At 34.7% G+C, this 18,356-nt stretch carries 17 protein-coding genes, 1 tRNA gene and 1 pseudogene; 14 read left to right on the forward strand and 5 right to left on the reverse strand.

Features of this window, described 5'->3' with window-relative positions:
• Positions 1–43: 43 nt before the first annotated feature.
• The 3 genes from mnmA (at position 44) to ppa (ending at position 4,366) form a co-directional block, all read left to right on the forward strand.
• Positions 44–1,147: a tRNA 2-thiouridine(34) synthase MnmA gene (mnmA, locus tag ABWU69_RS07110; protein ID WP_265026547.1), complete on the forward strand. Its 1,104-nt coding sequence runs from the start codon at positions 44–46 to the stop codon at positions 1,145–1,147.
• Positions 1,148–2,575: 1,428 nt separating this feature from the next.
• On the forward strand, positions 2,576–3,814 hold the full coding sequence (locus ABWU69_RS07115; RefSeq protein ID WP_265026530.1) for a hypothetical protein: 1,239 nt from the start codon (positions 2,576–2,578) through the stop codon (positions 3,812–3,814).
• A gap of 45 nt (positions 3,815–3,859) precedes the next feature.
• Positions 3,860–4,366 carry an inorganic diphosphatase gene (gene ppa, locus ABWU69_RS07120; protein WP_265026529.1) on the forward strand — a complete coding sequence of 169 codons (507 nt, stop codon included), beginning with the start codon at positions 3,860–3,862 and terminating at the stop codon, positions 4,364–4,366.
• Between the two features lie 71 nt (positions 4,367–4,437).
• On the opposite strand, the gene ABWU69_RS07125 is transcribed toward ppa, so the two are convergent.
• On the reverse strand, positions 4,438–4,569 hold the full coding sequence (locus tag ABWU69_RS07125; RefSeq protein ID WP_264688037.1) for a hypothetical protein: 132 nt from the start codon (positions 4,567–4,569) through the stop codon (positions 4,438–4,440).
• A 61-nt stretch (positions 4,570–4,630) separates the two neighbouring features.
• Positions 4,631–4,774, reverse strand: a complete 144-nt coding sequence (locus ABWU69_RS07130; protein ID WP_353285126.1) for a hypothetical protein — start codon at positions 4,772–4,774, stop codon at positions 4,631–4,633.
• Positions 4,775–4,873: 99 nt separating this feature from the next.
• Between ABWU69_RS07130 and ABWU69_RS07135 the strand changes: the two genes are divergently transcribed.
• The 4 genes from ABWU69_RS07135 (at position 4,874) to ABWU69_RS07150 (ending at position 7,546) form a co-directional block, all read left to right on the forward strand.
• Positions 4,874–4,964, forward strand: a tRNA-Ser gene (locus ABWU69_RS07135).
• Positions 4,965–5,140: 176 nt separating this feature from the next.
• Positions 5,141–6,295 carry a SurA N-terminal domain-containing protein gene (locus ABWU69_RS07140; RefSeq protein WP_353285127.1) on the forward strand — a complete coding sequence of 385 codons (1,155 nt, stop codon included), beginning with the start codon at positions 5,141–5,143 and terminating at the stop codon, positions 6,293–6,295.
• 95 nt (positions 6,296–6,390) lie between these two features.
• Complete coding sequence (locus ABWU69_RS07145; protein ID WP_265026527.1) at positions 6,391–7,011, forward strand: oxidoreductase; 621 nt, start codon at positions 6,391–6,393, stop codon at positions 7,009–7,011.
• Entirely contained in the window at positions 6,995–7,546 is a 552-nt protein-coding gene (locus tag ABWU69_RS07150) for a 5-formyltetrahydrofolate cyclo-ligase (RefSeq protein ID WP_353285128.1), read from the forward strand. Before ABWU69_RS07145 ends, ABWU69_RS07150 begins: the two co-directional genes overlap by 17 nt.
• Before the next feature lie 34 nt (positions 7,547–7,580).
• Here ABWU69_RS07150 and ABWU69_RS07155 read toward each other — a convergent pair.
• The 3 genes and pseudogenes from ABWU69_RS07155 to ABWU69_RS07165 form a co-directional block, all read right to left on the reverse strand.
• A pseudogene (locus ABWU69_RS07155) lies at positions 7,581–7,715 on the reverse strand (IS5/IS1182 family transposase); the annotation flags it as partial.
• A gap of 322 nt (positions 7,716–8,037) precedes the next feature.
• Entirely contained in the window at positions 8,038–9,954 is a 1,917-nt protein-coding gene (locus tag ABWU69_RS07160; protein ID WP_353285129.1) for an ATP-dependent helicase, read from the reverse strand.
• A gap of 120 nt (positions 9,955–10,074) precedes the next feature.
• The gene (locus tag ABWU69_RS07165) at positions 10,075–10,494 is read right to left on the reverse strand and encodes a hypothetical protein (RefSeq protein WP_265034903.1); all 420 of its coding nucleotides are present in this window, start codon (positions 10,492–10,494) and stop codon (positions 10,075–10,077) included.
• Positions 10,495–10,690: 196 nt separating this feature from the next.
• Here ABWU69_RS07165 and ABWU69_RS07170 point away from each other — a divergent pair, with 196 nt between their 5' ends.
• The 7 genes from ABWU69_RS07170 to ABWU69_RS07210 all read left to right on the forward strand — a co-directional run bounded on the left by ABWU69_RS07170 (position 10,691) and on the right by ABWU69_RS07210 (position 18,283).
• On the forward strand, positions 10,691–11,593 hold the full coding sequence (locus ABWU69_RS07170; RefSeq protein WP_353285130.1) for a hypothetical protein: 903 nt from the start codon (positions 10,691–10,693) through the stop codon (positions 11,591–11,593).
• A gap of 73 nt (positions 11,594–11,666) precedes the next feature.
• Entirely contained in the window at positions 11,667–12,254 is a 588-nt protein-coding gene (locus ABWU69_RS07175; protein ID WP_015589295.1) for an NADH-quinone oxidoreductase subunit J, read from the forward strand.
• Positions 12,245–12,553, forward strand: coding sequence for an NADH-quinone oxidoreductase subunit NuoK (nuoK, locus tag ABWU69_RS07180; protein WP_019236815.1), 309 nt, complete (start codon positions 12,245–12,247; stop codon positions 12,551–12,553). Before ABWU69_RS07175 ends, nuoK begins: the two co-directional genes overlap by 10 nt.
• 4 nt (positions 12,554–12,557) lie before the next feature.
• The gene (gene nuoL, locus ABWU69_RS07185) at positions 12,558–14,411 is read left to right on the forward strand and encodes an NADH-quinone oxidoreductase subunit L (RefSeq protein ID WP_265034906.1); all 1,854 of its coding nucleotides are present in this window, start codon (positions 12,558–12,560) and stop codon (positions 14,409–14,411) included.
• 7 nt (positions 14,412–14,418) lie between these two features.
• Positions 14,419–15,861: a NuoM family protein gene (locus ABWU69_RS07190; RefSeq protein ID WP_265034907.1), complete on the forward strand. Its 1,443-nt coding sequence runs from the start codon at positions 14,419–14,421 to the stop codon at positions 15,859–15,861.
• A complete protein-coding gene (locus ABWU69_RS07195) occupies positions 15,858–17,222 on the forward strand; it encodes an NADH-quinone oxidoreductase subunit N (protein ID WP_265034909.1) in 1,365 nt (454 codons plus the stop codon). The genes ABWU69_RS07190 and ABWU69_RS07195 overlap by 4 nt, the downstream gene beginning before the upstream one ends.
• A gap of 17 nt (positions 17,223–17,239) precedes the next feature.
• Positions 17,240–18,283 carry a biotin--[acetyl-CoA-carboxylase] ligase gene (locus tag ABWU69_RS07210; RefSeq protein ID WP_410541780.1) on the forward strand — a complete coding sequence of 348 codons (1,044 nt, stop codon included), beginning with the start codon at positions 17,240–17,242 and terminating at the stop codon, positions 18,281–18,283.
• The last annotated feature ends 73 nt before the right edge of the window (positions 18,284–18,356 follow it).

The raw sequence follows: 18,356 nt of genomic DNA on the forward strand, positions 1-18,356 counted from the left end.
GACGTAGGGCTGTGCTAGCTATATTTAATAAACTCGGATAACCATGCTAAAAGAATTTGAAATTGAACCTTTGTTAAAAGATAAAGCTCCACACCAAACCAAGGCTATTGTTGCAATGTCCGGGGGAGTTGATAGCTCCGTTGCTGCAGCACTGCTATATAACTTTGGGTACCAGGTGATAGGTGTGACTCTTCAACTCTATGGCACCGATGGTGCAAGAAAAGGTGCATGTTGTGCTGGACAGGATATTTATGACGCTAAGCGCGTGGCTGAAAGTGTTGGCTTTCCTCACTATATTTTAAACTATGAGGAAATATTCAAAAAGGAAGTAATAGAGGATTTTGCAAGTACCTATATGCGTGGGGAAACTCCCATACCATGCGTGAGATGTAACCAAACGGTAAAATTTCGTGATCTATTGCAAGTTACAAAAAATCTTGGTGCGGATGTACTCGTAACAGGACATTACGTGAGAAGGTTAGAAAAAAATGGTGAGGTAAAGTTGTGCAGAAGCATTGATAAAAGTAAAGATCAAAGTTATTTTTTGTTTGCAACTACTGAGGAGCAGTTAAAGCTTTTGCGATTTCCACTAGGTGGGTTCTATAAAAGTGATATAAGAAAATTAGCAAAATATTTCAGTTTACAAATTTCTGAAAAGCCGGACAGTCAAGATATATGCTTTGTTTCCGAAAGCTATAGTAAAACAATAGCTAAATTAGCTCCACAATCTGTACAGAAAGGAAAAATTGTGGATGTGAATGGAAAAGTGCTAGGTGAGCATAGTGGCATAGTGAATTTTACAGTAGGGCAAAGAAAAGGCTTAGGTGTTGGGTACAGTGAACCTCTTTACGTGATAAAAATTAATACAGAAAATAATGAGGTTATAGTAGGTCCGATCAACGCATTAATGCAAAAAAAAATATTGATCAAAGAGTTAAATTGGTTAGAACAACCAAAGGAAGGTATGGAAGTAACTGTGAAGCTGAGATCATCACATGCTGGAAGTTTAGCAACAATACATTCAACTGACGAAAAAAATAAAGCCTGTGTCATTTTAAACGACGATTACTTTGGCGTCAGTCCAGGTCAAGCCTGTGTAGCGTATAAAGATGAGCAAGTAATTGGCGGCGGATGGATATGCTCTTAACTAAAAGCTTTAATGCAGAGTGTAAACATACAATAGACTTCTTGCATAACCATATAACATTGGGAATAGAAACGAAAAAACTTCCTTGACAAGCTTTGCCAGCCCCCTTATCATGAAACTGAAGCTATTGTATTTGCTTTCGCCAATCTGCAGATTAAAAGGTAAGGATTACTTAATGTATCGGCGTCTTATGTTCAATTTTTTGCAGTATATAGATACTGTATGTCTTTACAAAACTTCATCTACATCTAGATTTTTATCTAAATAAGCTGAACGCGCTTATAAAGCGTTACAAGACATCAAAAAATGCCAATACTCGACAGAGATAGTAAAAGACTAGCTAACTCGGGGATTCTTTGTCTTTTTTTCTGCTTGGTAAATTTCTTAAACATTTGCAGCGTAAGTTAGTTGCAATTAAAAGCAGCTAAATCTTGCTTGTCAAGCGTTTAAAACATAAAAAACGCCAATATTTTAAAGCGGATAATAACCCCAGGGCTTCTTTTGCCTTTTTTTTCATTTGGTAAATTTTTTAATATTTATACGGAAGGTGTCATCCGAGTAGCTGACACTGGGATCTCATTTTACTTTATGATGATGTCATGAAAGTAGCTGACACTGGGATCCAGAAGACTTAATTTCAACCAAATAATAAAGGCTAGATCCCAGTGTCACGCACTGGGATGACACCTCTGGACACTGGGATGACAGAAGAAGGAGGCGCTGCCGTCTTGGATGAAAAGGCTGGATCCCAGTGGGCTTTGTTGCATCGCTACTTATGAAAGGCTAACTATAGTTAGGATTATAAGCAACCTATTGAAAATCTTGTTTTTTTGCAATCAATCTGATCAAATTTAAGAATAGTAATTTATTATTTATATTAATAAACTTAATTCTATTGAAAATAGCTAAAGCATTGAAATTCTTGAATTTTAGCCGGATTAGTGAGTGGTAGTGAAATTTCTTTTACTCAAATTTAGGTATTCACTGACCGTTCTTGTTATAAATACCAGAATAATAAGCTACTGATATTCTCCATCTTTTTTATCTTTAATCCATCATAGCTAGCGATGCAACAAAGCCATCCCAGTGTCAAGCTACTCGGATGACAGGAGAAGGAGGCTACTTTCATGACACCATTCTTTTTCCTGGATCCCAGTGGGCTTTGTTGCATCGCTATTCTTTTTCCTGGATTCCAGACTGGAATGACACCATCATAAAGTGAAACTAGATTCCACCTTCACGCACTGGGATGACAGCTAGCCTGATAACCGTCATCCCGCTACGTGTTAGCGGGATCTAGAGATACCGCGGCGGTATAGCTATACCTTTTTCTACTTAGTTTGGGTTATGCAAGAAGTCTAATAACATTTATTGCTATTTTGCCATATATCCCTTATACTATAAAGTAGAACATTATAGGTTTTAGCAATGGTTAAAGAAGTTGAAGAATTAATAAAAATTGTTGGCAAGGGTAATTTATTAGAGACTTTGTTTATTTTTTTAGGTGGCTTTCAACATGCTGACTTAGATCGTAGTATGGACCACAGAAATCATTTTGGTTTGTCTGCATTCATTAAAAAAGAGGGGGAGCCATTAGATGAATATTTTAACTTAAAGTTTAGTCTACAAGGGCTGTTTTTAATTTATGCTCAAGCTTATAAGATACTTAGTGAAAACAATAACCTGAATACTAAAGATGTCATAGATAAAATATATGAAGTTATTAAAGGGTCTGAGTTAAATAGAGATATAAATGAAGTAGTAGATGGAAGTAAATTAGATTTACTTAACATCTTAGCAAGTCCAAAGAGAGAACCAATATTTAAAACAGAAGAAGATTTTGAAAATAAAGTACTCATTGGTCTTAGAAAGTTACTAAGTGAAGGAAATACATTAAACAAATATGACAGAGAATTTGCATTAAATAAGTGCGTTATCAGCAGCTATTATTCCATTCATGACATAAAAGCAGATAAAGATATAGCATTGTTCTTTTCTTTGGGTGGTCACTATAAAGAACTTTCGTCATCTAACAAAACAGTAAAAAGAGAAGTATTAGAGATATGTGAGAATCAGTTAATAGAGAGCTATATAATGTTCTTGGCTGGCAAACTACACATGATCGGATTATCAAGTAGAGATGGAACCATCAAATATACAATCAACCATGAGAATGTGGATCGACAAGAGAAAGAATTAAAAATGGATGGATTAATATATCCTGTAAATACAAAAAACACCCTAGAGCAACTGTTAAAAAACCAAAATAGTGATGAATTTGAACAATTAGTAACGAGCCCTAAAAATATATACTACTCAGTGCCACAAGAAGAGAATAAATGTAGGCCAAATTTCATTGTCAGCAAGAAAAAAGAAAAAGACCATAAAAACACAGTCTGTAAACTTATTTTAGGTGTGTTTGTATTATCTGTTGGGTTATATGTTGCTGATTATTTCCTTATGGAGCAAAAATTATTTAATCCAATAAAAAGTGTTCTACCACAGGATAATTTTGTTAATCTAGTAATTGCTGCAGTGCTTACTGTTGTAATAGTATATGCTTTATTTCAATTATCACAGGAACCACCGCTTTCAACAGTCGATGATGTGCAGAATAAAAAATTAGAACCGCTCCATGCAAAACAAGCTATAAATGTAGCAACTTAAAAGCACATATTGTATAATGCTTATTCTTAAGTTAAGAGGTGATTTATGGATTTAAGTAAAATAACAGCGGGACCAAATGCGGTGAATGTGGTAATTGAAATAAGTGCAAATGCTGAGCCTGTAAAGTATGAATTTAATAAAGAGCTTGGGTTGTTACAAGTTGACAGATTTTTATCTACCTCAATGACTTATCCTTGCAATTATGGGTTTATACCAAATACCTGCGCAGGTGATGGTGATCCTGTGGATGTTTTGGTGCTAACTCAATTTCCCTTAGCATCTAGTGTTTTAATATCGGTGCGTCCAATAGGCGCATTACTCACTAAAGATGAAAAAGGAGAAGATGAGAAAATATTAGCAGTGCCTGTTTCCAGTGTTGATAGCTATTATGACAATATAAAGGACTATTCTGACTTATCTAAAAACCTACTAGATAAAATTGCTCATTTCTTTTCTCATTATAAAGATCTAGAAAAGGGAAAAACAGTAGCAGTTGGAGAATGGGTTGGTGTAGAAGAAGTAAAGAAAATTATTGAAAAAAGCAGAAATTAGTTTTTATTGATTTATAGCTAAAGTGGCTTAGGTTTGCTTACAATTTGAAAAACAACAAATTCGTCATTCCGCTACTTGTTAGCGGAATCTATGCTGAGATACCGCGCACAACTGTACGAACATTCATTCTTGAAGGTAAACTGCACAGCAAATGGTGTCATTCCAGTGCTTGACACTGGAATCCAGCCTTGCCGTAATCTCATCAAGAACGTTGTGTTTTAACACAAGATCAGCCACTTTTATGCTTACCAACTTAGTGCCCAATCAAAATTCCTGGATCCCAGTGTCTGGGCACTGGGATGACATTCTTCTGGTAGGCTCAAATTGTAATGTTTGTACAGTTGTGGAATGAATTGCGGTATGACGTAGGGAAACCTTTCTTGGGTTAGCTATAGATTTTTGTACCACAGATCTAAAAATTACAGTTGTTCGGAAAAATGTTGCTGTTAAAAGCATTAGACAGGTGGTAGAGGTCTTGGTATTATATAATCTTTAGGTTCTAAATTTGGAAGGGTGGCCGAGCGGCTGAAGGCGGCGGTTTGCTAAACCGTTATACGATTGAAAAGTCGTATCGAGGGTTCGAATCCCTCTCCTTCCGTATACTGTTTTGAGCACGGTCTAAATTCGCTATATTAGCATGTTTTTAGCCTATTTACCAGCGTACCTGATTTTGTTGCAATGGTTTTTATTTCCATTGTCACTGAGATCACTATTAAAAAGTTGGCTAGCATTGACTCAGTATTTATTATAGAATTGGTTATTAACCTTACTTATATGCATAAAATACTAATTTTACTGTTGATAGTGTTGCCACTTAGGTTGCTTGCAACCGAGATTGAAATTATTGCAGATGTAAATGGCGAGCCAATTTCAAATTTAGATATCGAAAAACGCATCAACTTTATAAATTCATTGTTTGGCACTCAAAGTGTTAATCAAAAAGAAGCAAAGCCTCAAATTCTTAGGGAACTAATAGACGAAATTATCATTATCAATGAAGCGCAGAGGCTGAATATAAAATTGAGCAACGAGGAGTTAGATAATGCTGTCATGTTATTTTTAACCCAAAGTTTTAAACTTAAGGCTAATGAAGTTGATCAATACATAGAGAAGCATAATATAGATCTTAGTATTTTAAGAAAACAAATAAAATGTCAGTTACTATGGAGCAAAATTATTGAAGTAAGAATTGTGCCATTTATTAATATAAGCGATAAAGAAGTAGATGATGTAAAAAGGCAAACAGAAAAGCCGGATTATCTTATCACGTTCCAAGAGTTTATAATTCCTGATCAAAAAGACAAGGACGTTTATGGTATAGCTGAAGATTTAGTAAAAAAATTACGTAATAGTAATGATGACTTTATTCCAGAATCTCCAATAAAGATACGTAAAGCAACAGTTAATTTAAGTCAGCTGAAAGGCAAACTCAAGGGCGTTTTAGAAGGATTAGAAATCAGCGATATAGCAGGTCCAGTTAGTTTTAGTGAAGGTTACTCTGTTATAAAAGTAATAGATAAAGTACAACTTAATCATGCACTGCTGGAAAGCACTTTAAAATTAAAACAGATTGTGGTTGAAGGTTCAGAAAGTTTATTAGATAGTTTAAAGGAGCAAAAAGTTAATTGTTTAAATTTTGATAAATTGGCAGATAATTTTAAGCTGCCAAACGCAAAAGAATTTGAAATAAAAATGCGAGATTTAAATCCTGATTTACAGATTTTATTTAGTAAAACAAGTGTGAATGAAATAGTAGAATTGAGAGAAAATGGCACTGCAAAGTTAATGATGTTGTGTGATATCAAGAGTAATGTAGCGGGTATAGAAGCAATTAAACAGCAGATGTACCAACAAAAGATTATGATACAAAGCAACTTGTTATTAGATGATATGCGTAAAAATGCAGCTGTCAGTTATCGGTATAGTTGAAGTCAGAGAGTGTCCTTGTCTCTGTCTTTGTGTGCGAAAATTACTTTGTTCTATAAAATTTCAAAAAATTTGAACAAATATAGTTAAAATAGCACATGAAGAATATAATGCTAATTGGTGGTGGAGTTGGAAATGCAGTGTTATTTTCGATAGGGAAGGCATGTCTTGAAAATAATAACAAGGTTTTGTACTTTGCTGGCTATAAGAAGTTAAGTGATGTATTTAAACGAGCACTGATAGAACGTGCATCAAATGCAGTAGTTTGGGCATGTGAAGAAGGATTGATAGAAACAAGCAGAGATCAAGATAAATCCTTTCATGGTAATATAGTTGATGCAATAGTCTCTTATCAACAAGGAAGATTAGGTATTAATTTGAACGCTATAGATAAAATTATCACTATTGGTTCTGATAAAATGATGAAAGCTGTGAATGAAGCTAGAAAAACAATTTTAAAGCCATATCTGAAATCAGGCCACATAGCAATATCATCAGTTAATTCTCCTATGCAGTGTATGATGAAAGAAATCTGTGCTCAGTGTGTGCAGCAACATATAAATACGGAAACAGGAGAAAGGAGTTTTGTTTATAGCTGCAGTAATCAAGACCAGGATATGGAATTTATTGACTTTGACTTTTTAAGTGAGCGCTTGAAGCAAAATAGTTTACAAGAAAAACTCACTGCAAAATGGATAGATCATGTTCAAAGATATTAAACAGCACAAAAAGGAAATAAGAGAGCAATATAGAACTATAAGAAAAGATATTGATGAAAGTTATTCCAGTTATGCGGCAAATTCCCTTATTAATCTCTTTAATCAGAACTTAAGTTACGTTAAAGGCAAAACAATTGCGGCTTACATTCCAATGGATGGGGAAATAAATGTTGTCCCTTTGATGTGTCGTTTGCTCTATTTAGGTTATAAAGTAGCAATTCCTGATAAAAATCAGTTACTAAGATTTGAGGGATGGAACGAAACAAATGAAGATGTAATTCCCGATACAATCATTACTCCTGTTGTTGCTTTTGATGATCATTTTAATAGATTAGGTTTTGGCGGTGGTTGGTATGATACAATGATAGAAAAACTGCGGCCGCTTGGAAAAATATTTATAGGTGTAGCCTATGAGAAACAATATTGTAAAAATTTACCTGTAGAAAAACATGATCAAAAATTGGATATTATAATCACTGAGATGTGTGTTAGATGTAGAGGTGGATTGTCCAAGAAAGCGGATAGAAAGGAATAGCGTAATCCCACTTTCTAAGAGCCTGTCTTCAAACTCAAAAATGAGCTAATTTGTGAAGCATAATAGTGATCATATTAAAGAAGATATTGTTTTTTGAAGTAAGAGGAGAATGCTCATAATCTTTGCTCATGCGCCTAAAATTGGAGAGCCAAGCAAACGTTCTTTCAACGTTTGGGAGTGTTAAATAAACCATACGCGTCAAGTTAAGGGAAAGTAGCATAAGGAAAAAGAAAAGTGGTAAAAATTATTTTAGATATTAAGCAATAAAGATAGTAATTTATAGACTCTTCTAAAAGAATTATCTTATTTTAGATCAAAATTTCCAAAAAAATAAATGTAACAAACAAGTTTAAATGGTGCTATATTGGGCGATATTTCCTTAACTTGACGCGTATGGTTTATTTAACACTCCCTTTTTGCCAGGAGAAACATATAATTGAAGTAATTCAGGTTTGCAAGATGTGTTTGTAGTAAGGGCTGCAATTATAGCTTCAACAGTAAGCAATGTTGCTTTTAATTACCTCAACATTTTCTCTTGGCAATTCTTTAATGAATCGAGAAGTGCGCATTGGTTGCCACTGATTATTAATTTCTCTCCTATCTGCACATGAAATGATTAACTTTTCCTTTGCCCTGGTTATGCCAACATATGCAAGTCTCCTTTCTTCTTCTAAAGCTTTACCACTTTTATCATCAAAAGATCTTTGATGAGGAAATAATCCCTCTTCCCAACCAGGTAGAAACACGCACGGGAATTCAAGTCCTTTGGCTGCATGAAGAGTCATAACATATACAGTGTCATCGTTATTCATATTATCCACTTCCATCACCAAACTTATGTGCTCCAAGAAAGTTGTGGCATTATCGAAATTCTTTAAAGATGAGATGAGCTCCTTGACATTTTCTATTCGTGCTAAGCCTGTTACCTCCTCATTTTCAAGCATTTCAATATACCCTGATTGGTTTGCTACGATTTTAATGAATTCATGCAGTGGTTTTACGCTTACTATTTCTTCCCAAGCTTTAATTTTATTTAAAAAATCGTTGAGTGAGAGTTTAATTCTTTCGGTTACTTGATTACTATTAACTAATATTTTTGCTGCCTCAAAAAAAGAAATTTTGTTATCCTGAGCAGTCGTGTATATTTTCTTTAGAGTTGTAGCTCCTATGCTTCTTTTTGGCCGATTTACTATCCTTTCGAAAGCTAAGTCATCGTTATTGTTTGTAACAAGTCTTAAATATGCAATTATATCCCTGACTTCCTGACGTTCGTAGAATTTTACGCCACTTATAATCTTGTAGGGAATTGAATATTTTATAAAATACTCTTCCAGAACTCTAGTTTGAAAAGTGGCCCTTACCAGCACTGCAATGTCACTAAATCTGTATTTATTGAGCTTTAATATCTGTTCGCTTATGAACCTTGCTTCAGCTTTCCCATCCCATAATTTTATTAGATTTACCTTTTCCCCTTCAATGTTTGTTGTCCACAATTTTTTTTCTAAGCGAGTCTTATTGTGATTGATAACATATGACGCAGTTGCAAGTATGTGGGATGTTGACCTGTAGTTACACTCTAGTTTAACGGTTTTTGCATTTTTAAAATCATCAGAAAACTTCAAAATATTTTCAACTTCTGCACCACGCCAACTATATATCGACTGGTCATCATCTCCTACACAGCAAATATTTGAGTGCTCTTTTGCAAGGTATTTTAGCCAAAGATATTGTATCGCATTTGTATCTTGATATTCATCTACCATGACATATTTAAACTTGTTTTGGTAGTAGGACAGAACTTCGGTCTTTTGATTAAAGAGCTGTATGTTATATAGCAATAAGTCACCAAAATCGACAGAATTAAGGAATTTCAACCTTTCCTGATACTGGTGATAGACCTTGAGTGCAGTTACATATACTGGCCTAAATGATTGAATATCTTCCACTTCAGATGGCAATAAGCACTTCTCTTTCCATTGCTGAATAATATTCATAATGGTCTTACATTTTTCTGATAGGTAATCAGGGCTTATTTCATTCATGATGTTTTTTATTACCTGTAATTGGTCATCCACACCAATGATTGTAAAATTGGGGTTTAAGCCCACAATTTCTGCATGCAGGCGCAAAATTTTTGCTGCAATTGCATGGAAAGTGCCAAGCCATGGTATGTTTGTGCCCGTTAGCTCAAGTACCCTTGATACCATCTCATTTGCTGCTTTGTTTGTGAATGTAACAGCTAATATTTCATCAGAATAAGCGTGACCGTTCCTAATGATGTGCGCTATTCTTGAAGTAATCGTTCTTGTTTTTCCGGTTCCGGCTCCTGCCAGTATCAAAACTGGTCCATCTATGTTAGTTACAGCTGATTGTTGTTCTGGATTTAGCAGTGAGAGATAATCGTTCATCGTAGCCCTATAGATTATAACTTCGTAAAGTTAAACCTATGATTGAAATATTGTAAAGGTTTTATTGAATAGAACAGTTAAAGAATGCTTCACTCAAGTACTACATATTTAAACGTAGATCTATCTTGTTGGGGTAGTTTCAAGTGTATGCTGAGTAACAACAACTTGATTTAAGTCATTGGCACCAGTTGTTGGGTGGATAGGTGAAGTTTGGAATGGCTTATATGTACAATTTAGTTCCTTCATTTCTATTTCTTCAACTTCAACAAGGGGTTTTTCTTTTGGGGTATAGCGATTATGCGTTGCAGGTCGTTCAGTGAGATTTTCATATGTTTCTTTCAACCAAGTTCCGATATCATACATAAATCCATACGCTTTTTCTTTAAATTCTCTCAATGATCTACCTAAACTGGCTGGTGTGTTATTAAAGTAAATTGTCACATAATCTCTTGTAGTGTACTGATAACTTTCTCTATTTAATTTACCACTTTGTGTATTACAAGTGTTATTACTTTGAAAATAACCAAATATGTTGTACATTTTAAGCCGCCATTAATTACTAACATACATATATTATGCGTTAATAAATTAAAGTTGTCAAGAATTTTACTACTTGCACTCTGTAAAGTTTTTGTTGTGTACTTTGAACTTTAAGAAAAATAGACGCCTAAATTTGACAATTGTGAAAATATTAGTTAAAATTATTGTATGTTAAGTATAGTAAATAGGAGAAAATATGCCTACTAACTCTGATGACCAAGGAAAAATATCGCTTAAAGAATTGGAAAGTGCTGTTGTGAACATGTTGTGTTGTGGAGACAAATACAAATTAAAAGGATATGAATCAGGACGAGGTGTTGCAGAGTTATCTAAAGAAAATACCGATATCATAGATAAGTATATTGAATGTGTAGGGAAACCTTCTGAGCGATTTATTAAAGCAATTAAGGGAATAGAAATCCGCTATTTGCTAATACTTGATGAACTTATCCCTGATACTATTGAAAAATATGTCAATGAAGGTAAGATAGACATATTAAGAGGGTATATAAAATCTATTGGGAGCTATGTAGAATATATTTCGAAGATTTTGGAGAAATGTGATAGTTCATATGGTGCGGAGATGGTTAGACTTGTACTTGCAAGAAAACTTGAACGGATAGAAGAAGCTTCAAAACTTGACGTGCGGAATCAAAGGGATTTATCAGCGAGTACCGATTTAAGTGGTGGCAGATTAATTAATAAAGCCAACAATCAAAACCAAGGTGACACTAATAAAAAGGAACAGGGAGTACAGTCTGCACCTGATGTAAAACAGCAGAAGGGAGTGCCAAATCCACAAACAGAAGTGAAGATCAAGGCAAGTATCTATAAAACTTATTGTGCTTTAAGTGGTGGTGCAATTATTGGAGCAGCTATAGCATATCTTGCAGGAGCTGCTGCTTTAACTCCTGTTGTTGCTGTTGCAGTATTTATTGCAGCCACTGTTGTTGGTGCACTGGTGGGTTATGGTATTGGAAAATTTTGTGAAAAAGTCAGTGAAGAGAAGCAAAATGATCCTGATATGAGTATGTGTACTGCAATTAAGAATGTCCTTACCCCTGAGTGTTTAACATCACAATCGCAAGTTCATCCATAAGGTAGGCATTTAATATTGACTTTACAACGATAGTTGCTTTAAATTAGTAACTATTGTTGCAGTTAAAGTATCAATGCCTTTTTTCTTTTATTTTTTTGCAATTCTCAGCATTTTATCTGCTGTATGCGTAATTAGCGTAAGAAATCCTGTGCATGCAGTATTATTTTTAATTTTCACCTTCGTTAACTCTGCAGTTCTTTTCATTCTCCTTGGAGCTGAATTCATTGCTATGATGGTGCTGATAGTATACATCGGTGCGGTTGCGGTGTTGTTCCTCTTTGTAGTTATGATGCTCGATATTGACTACATAAGGTTGCGCCAGGGTTTTGCAAAGCATTGCACTCTTGGTGCTATGTTGTGTGTTGTGTTTTTTCTAGTCATCAGCTTTGTAATCCGCAGCTCAGCACCGAATATAAGCAATGTTATAAACTATAATACCAATAATGTGAAAGCTATTGGTAATTTGCTGTATACCGACTACATGTACGCTTTTCATCTTTCTGGTATTCTGCTGCTTGTTGCAATTGTCGGTGCAATTGCTCTTACTTTGCAGGACAAGAAAAAAGGAGTTAAAAAACAGAATGTATTAAAGCAATTGACACAATCTTCATCTGTAAAATTGGTTAAGGCTAAATTTGGAAAAGGAGTGGAATGGAAATAGGATTAAATCATTTTCTGATAGTTGCTGCTATTTTGTTCACTATTGGAGTATGCGGTATTTTCATCAACCGTAAGAGCATAATCAACATACTGTTGTCAATAGAAATATTATTGCTGGCGATTAACATCAATCTAGTTGCTTTTTCTGCCTTTATGAATGATATAGTTGGGCAAATTTTTGTGATGTTTGTGTTGACTGTTGCGGCAGCAGAGTCAGGAGTTGGGCTTGCAATATTGGTTGTATATTATAGAAGCCGTGGCAATATAGATGTTGAACAAGCGAACTTAATGAAAGAATGAAAGTATGATGGATATACTGAAATTAATAGTATTTTTGCCACTATTTGGTTCGCTATTTGCAGCACTTTTTAGAAGAGATGTTTTTAGTCAGTTAGTTACAACGGCAGGGATTGGAATATCTGCAGTTTTATCTTGGTATATTTTTCTCACCTTCTCTGAAAATTATCACTTGAGTTTATTTCCTTTATTTTCATTAAGTGTATTAAAAGTAAATTGGGCAATTAGTGTGGATGCTCTCTCATCCTTAATGCTTATTGTTATTACCACCGTTTCACTAGTAGTCCACCTCTATTCTATCGGTTATATGGAGCATGATAAAGGGAAGTCGAGGTTTTTTTCTTACCTATCGCTGTTCACATTTTGCATGATTGTGCTGGTTGTAAGCGATAATTTCGTGCAGCTTTTCTTTGGCTGGGAAGGAGTTGGCCTGTGTTCTTATTTACTCATAGGATTTTGGTTCCAAAAATATTCTGCAAATAATGCAGCAATTAAAGCATTTGTTGTAAATAGGGTAGGAGACTTTGCACTATTAATTGGAATCTTTCTTATTTATTATACATTTCACTCTTTGAAATTTACTGAAGTTTTTGACACAGCTGATCTTCTTGGCGCGCAGAACATTAGGGCATTCTGCTGTGAATTCAAAGTAATTCATATAATATGCATATTACTTTTTATTGGCTGTATGGGTAAATCTGCACAGCTTGGTTTACATGTTTGGTTGCCAGATGCAATGGAAGGGCCAACCCCTGTTTCTGCACTCATTCACGCAGCAACGATGGTAACAGCCGGTATATTTTTAATAGCAAAATGTTCTCCATTGTTTGAGTTATCAAATGTGGCACGAGAATTAATAGTTATTGTTGGTGCACTTACTGCTTTTTTTGCAGCCACCGTTGCGATTACTCAGAACGATATAAAGAAAATAATTGCTTATTCAACCTGCAGTCAACTTGGTTATATGTTCATGGCATGTGGGCTTTCTGCTTACAATGTTGCTATTTTTCATTTAATGACACACGCTTTTTTTAAAGCTTTACTATTCCTTGGTGCTGGCAATGTGATTCATGCAATGCATCATGAGCAAAATATTCAGAAAATGGGAAATTGCTGGAAGAAAATCCCTTGCACTTACACTCTCATGTGGATTGGGTCTCTTGCACTTTCTGGAATATTTCCATTTGCAGGTTTTTACTCAAAAGACTTGATAATTGAACATGCTTATAGCACGGATAGCTTTGCTTTTGTAATAAGCTTAGTTGTTGCATTCTTCACAGCGTTTTACTCTTGGAGGTTATTGCTTCTTGTGTTCCATAGCCAAAAACAAAGTAAAATTAATATACATGAGGCACCAAAGATTATGCTTATACCATTACTGATACTTGCTTTTGGTTCGGTATTTTCTGGAGTGTGGGGAGCAAATATTTTGAACATAACTAGTAATGCGTTTTGGAAATCAAGTTTAGTAGTTGTTGATGAGCATGGAGTTCATAATTTCTTTATAAAATTACTACCGACCTTAGCGAGCCTAAGTGGAATAGCACTTGCATATCTGATTTACCACTATCAAAAATTTAAGCAAATTAAGAGTAAATTTTTACTTAAATTTTTGCAGGATAAATGGTACTTTGATGAGGTATATGATTTTGTTGTAATTGTACCGATAAGGCTTATATCTAGGCTTCTATGGAAGTTTGATGTTAGGGCTATTGATTCATTTGGACCAGGTGGTGTTGTAAGGTTGGTTAATGAATGTTCAAAAAGTTCTATAAAGTTACAAACTGGTTATATATTTGATTATGCGCTTATTATGTTTGTTACTCTAATAATCGGTGCTTTGTATATTATTTGGAATTAAATAGAAGGTGTTGTTACTTAGTATATTCTTGCTTCCACTGATAGGAGCGTTGATTTTATCTTTAATCAGGATTAATCATCAATCTATACACCTAAGATTCCTTGCCCTATTTTTTGCTGTACTTCCATTTTTGCTTAGTGTTGTAACTCTTGTAGAGTTTGATTATAACAATACAGACTTTCAGTTTGTCAGCTATCCAATTAGAAATGTTGGAATAGGGGTAGATGGCATATCGTTGCTTTTCCTTCTGCTGACAACTTTCTTGTTTGTTATTTGTATGCTCTACAATTGCAAAATGAGTTATACGACCCTCAAGCCATATATGGCATTGTTTCTGCTGCTTGAGAGTTTTGTAGTCGGTTTCTTTATTTCACTGAATGCTATAAGCTTTTATGTATTTTTTGAAGCTGTTTTAATACCAATGTTCTTTATTATTGGCGTTTGGGGAGGGAAGCAAAGGGTATATGCGACGTTTAAGTTGTTTCTTTATACATTAACTGGCTCATTATTATTCCTACTTGGATTGGTGTACATCTATAACATTTTTGGAACGTTTAATATACAAAAATTAGCTACATTAGTGCCAAGCCTTGATCTTAAAGTGCAGTCATTGCTGTGGATTGCATTTTTTATTTCTTTTGCAATAAAAGTTCCAATGTTTCCGTTTCACACTTGGCTTCCTGATGCGCATGTGCAATCACCAACTTCTGGATCTGTGATTTTAGCTGGCTTGCTTATTAAAATGGGGGGATATGGATTTTTAAGGTTTTCTATTCCAATGCTTCCTCAGGCAAGTTTGTATTTTTCAAATTTCGTTGTTGTGCTGAGCATTATTGCAGTAATATACGCTTCGCTAGTTGCGTTTGCTCAAGATGATATAAAGAAGTTAATAGCTTATTCTTCAATAGCACATATGGGGATCGTTACTGCTGGACTCTTTTCATTTTGTGAGGAAGGAGTACTCGGCGCTATATTTCAAATGATTAGTCATGGCCTTATTTCTGCTGCTTTATTTTTATGTGTTGGAATGCTATATACTCGAACTGGAACTTTGGAGATTGCAAAATATTTTGGCATAGTAAACACAATGCCAAAATTTGGTTTTATGTTCATTTTATTTTCAATGGCTTCAATAGGGCTACCTGGAACATCTGGATTCATAGGTGAGTTTTTGGCTATGGTTGGAATGTTTAAGAGCATAGGGTTTTTTACAGGATTTATCGCACTTGGCACTATTTTAAGCGCAGTTTATATGCTGAATTTATGTAAGCAAATAATATGGGGGGTTAGCTATTCTAAATTATTAAATAACCGCTTGGATAGCATAGAATTTTCTGTCTTAATTCTGCTTGCAGTGTTTGTTATTTTGCTTGGATTCTACCCAACCCTTGCACTGAATTATTTGAAGCCATGTATGGCAAATTTGTTAGTCAAATATAATGCGCTATGAATTATATACAGATATTGCCGGAAACGTTCTCTATTATCTCCTCGTTAGTGTTGCTACTGCTTGGAATTATATTTAACCGCCGAACTATCAACTTATTAGCACTTGGCTGCACAGTGATAACTTTGATTATTTTAATTATTTCGGCAGAAAACAATGAAATTTTTCTCTTTAATTCGTTGTTAAAACTCAATTTATACATCAGGTCAGTCCAAGGGTTAATTCTCAGCACAGGAATTTTAATACTTTTGATGCTGAATTTATCAAAATATGACTATAAATATGAATTTTCAATACTGATTCTTTTTGCGCTATTTGGCATGATAACTTTAGTTTCAGCAAATAGTCTGATTTCTTTTTACTTAGCTTTTGAATTGATGAGTATATCTTTATATGTTCTTGCGAGCTTTAATAAAGATTCAGCTTATTCATGTGAAGCAGGAGTGAAATATTTTACACTTAGTGCATTATCTTCCTGCATTATGCTGTATGGTATGTCATTGCTTTATGGATATACAGGACAAGTCAATTTTTCTGAGTTAAGTTCATTCTTGCAAAACCATCAGATAACTTATGGAATAGTTTTTGGGTTAGTCTTTGTCCTAATTGGTTTGTGTTTCAAGCTTGCTATTGCTCCTTTTCATATGTGGGCTCCAGATGTCTATCAAGGTGCACCTACCATAGTAACTGCGTTTTTTTCTACAGCTCCAAAAGCTGCACTTGTAACATTTTTAATTCGATTGATGAATGAAGAGTTAGTAAATGTAAAAAGTTATGTTCAGCCTATTTTCTTATACGTTTCAGCATTGTCTGTGCTTATCTCAGCTTTTGGGGCCTTGCGTCAGCAAAACTTAAAAAGGCTGCTTGCTTACAGTTCAATTGGTCACATTGGTTTTATATTTGCTTCACTTTCTATTTTTACACAAGCAGGAACAGATAGTGCCTTAATGTATCTGGTGATATATATCATCACAAGCATAGGGCTATTCTCATATCTCGTACAAATTGACGATGACGATTGTGATATTGCAAATTTATCTGGTATAGGGAAGAAACGCCCAATTGTAGCATTTCATCTTTCTGTGCTGTTACTCTCGATGTCGGGAATACCTCCACTTGCAGGTTTTATCGCTAAGTTTTTTATATTCAAAAGCTTAATAAATTCTGGCTTTATCAGCCTGTCTTTGATCCTTGTAATAGCGAGTGTGATATCATGCTACTATTATTTAAATATCATGAAAGTTATGTATTTTGATAAAGCTAGTGGTAATAAGGTTGCTTATTCTAGGGGTCTATTCATTATCACTTCAGTGGCTTCACTGATCAACCTCGTTCTTTTCTTGTACGTTTTACTCACTCATTGAACTAAAGGGCTGACAAAGTGATCCCTGAGGGTTTTCATATTCATCATTACAAAGAAGTTTCAAGCACTAATAAAGAAGCGTTGGATTTAATTGGGAGAGGAATATCAAATGAAACTATTATTATTGCCGATAAACAAACAGAAGGTAGAGGGCGTACTGGAAAAAGTTGGGTTTCTCCAGAAGGTAATTTCTATGCAAGTTTGATAGTAAACCTCTTTAACGATTATCTAAGTGAAAATCAGTTTTCGGTGTCATTCCAGCGCGTGACGCTGGAATCTAGAAAAAAAGAAGAATGGTCAAGCACACAACTGTACAAACGTTGTGGTATTCCCACCAAGGATGATGTCATCCCAGTGCCCAGACACTGGGATCCAGAAAACTTAATTACAAATGGGCACATCAGGCAACTGTGTAATAAGAACTGGATTCCAGTGTCACGCACTGGAATGACACCACATACCACCTGCAAATTGCAATGTTCGCATAGTTATGTGTCAAGCACTGGGGAAAATACTGGGATGATAGAAAGAGGTTTAATGAATCAAGTTAGCAAATTAACAGAATTGACTTTTGTTACTGCTCTTGCTGTTGGAAATGCTATACTGTCATTTATAAATGGTCTAAATCTCCAGTATAAGTGGCCAAATGATGTCCTTATTGATGGCAAGAAAATAAGTGGAATATTGCTTGAAAAAAGATCCAATTCGAATTGGCTCATTATAGGAATCGGAATTAATGTCAATTATGCACCACTTCCAGGAACAACATGCATTAGCAATTACGGTGATTCTGTGTCTAACATAGGTCTACTAAAAAAATTAATAATAAATTTTAACAAGCTAAGAAAGCAATGGCTATTTGATGGGTTTTATGCTATAAGAAAAATGTGGCTCACAAGAGCATTCAAGATGAACGAGCAAATCAGTGTAAAGTTAGCTGACAAATTGTATGAAGGAATTTTTGCTGATATAGATAAAAGTGGTAAATTGGTGTTGCAGCAAAAGGATGGAAGCTTAATTTATTTTGATGCAGGTGAGTTATTTATTGGCAGTGCATTATGAATACGTATGTAATTTTTGCTTACCTTATTAGTTTCACGCTGATTGCTGGAGAGCTAATTTTCACCATTTCTTG

The sequence above is a fragment of the Wolbachia endosymbiont (group A) of Beris morrisii genome (genome assembly GCF_964028185.1).
Taxonomy (GTDB): domain Bacteria; phylum Pseudomonadota; class Alphaproteobacteria; order Rickettsiales; family Anaplasmataceae; genus Wolbachia.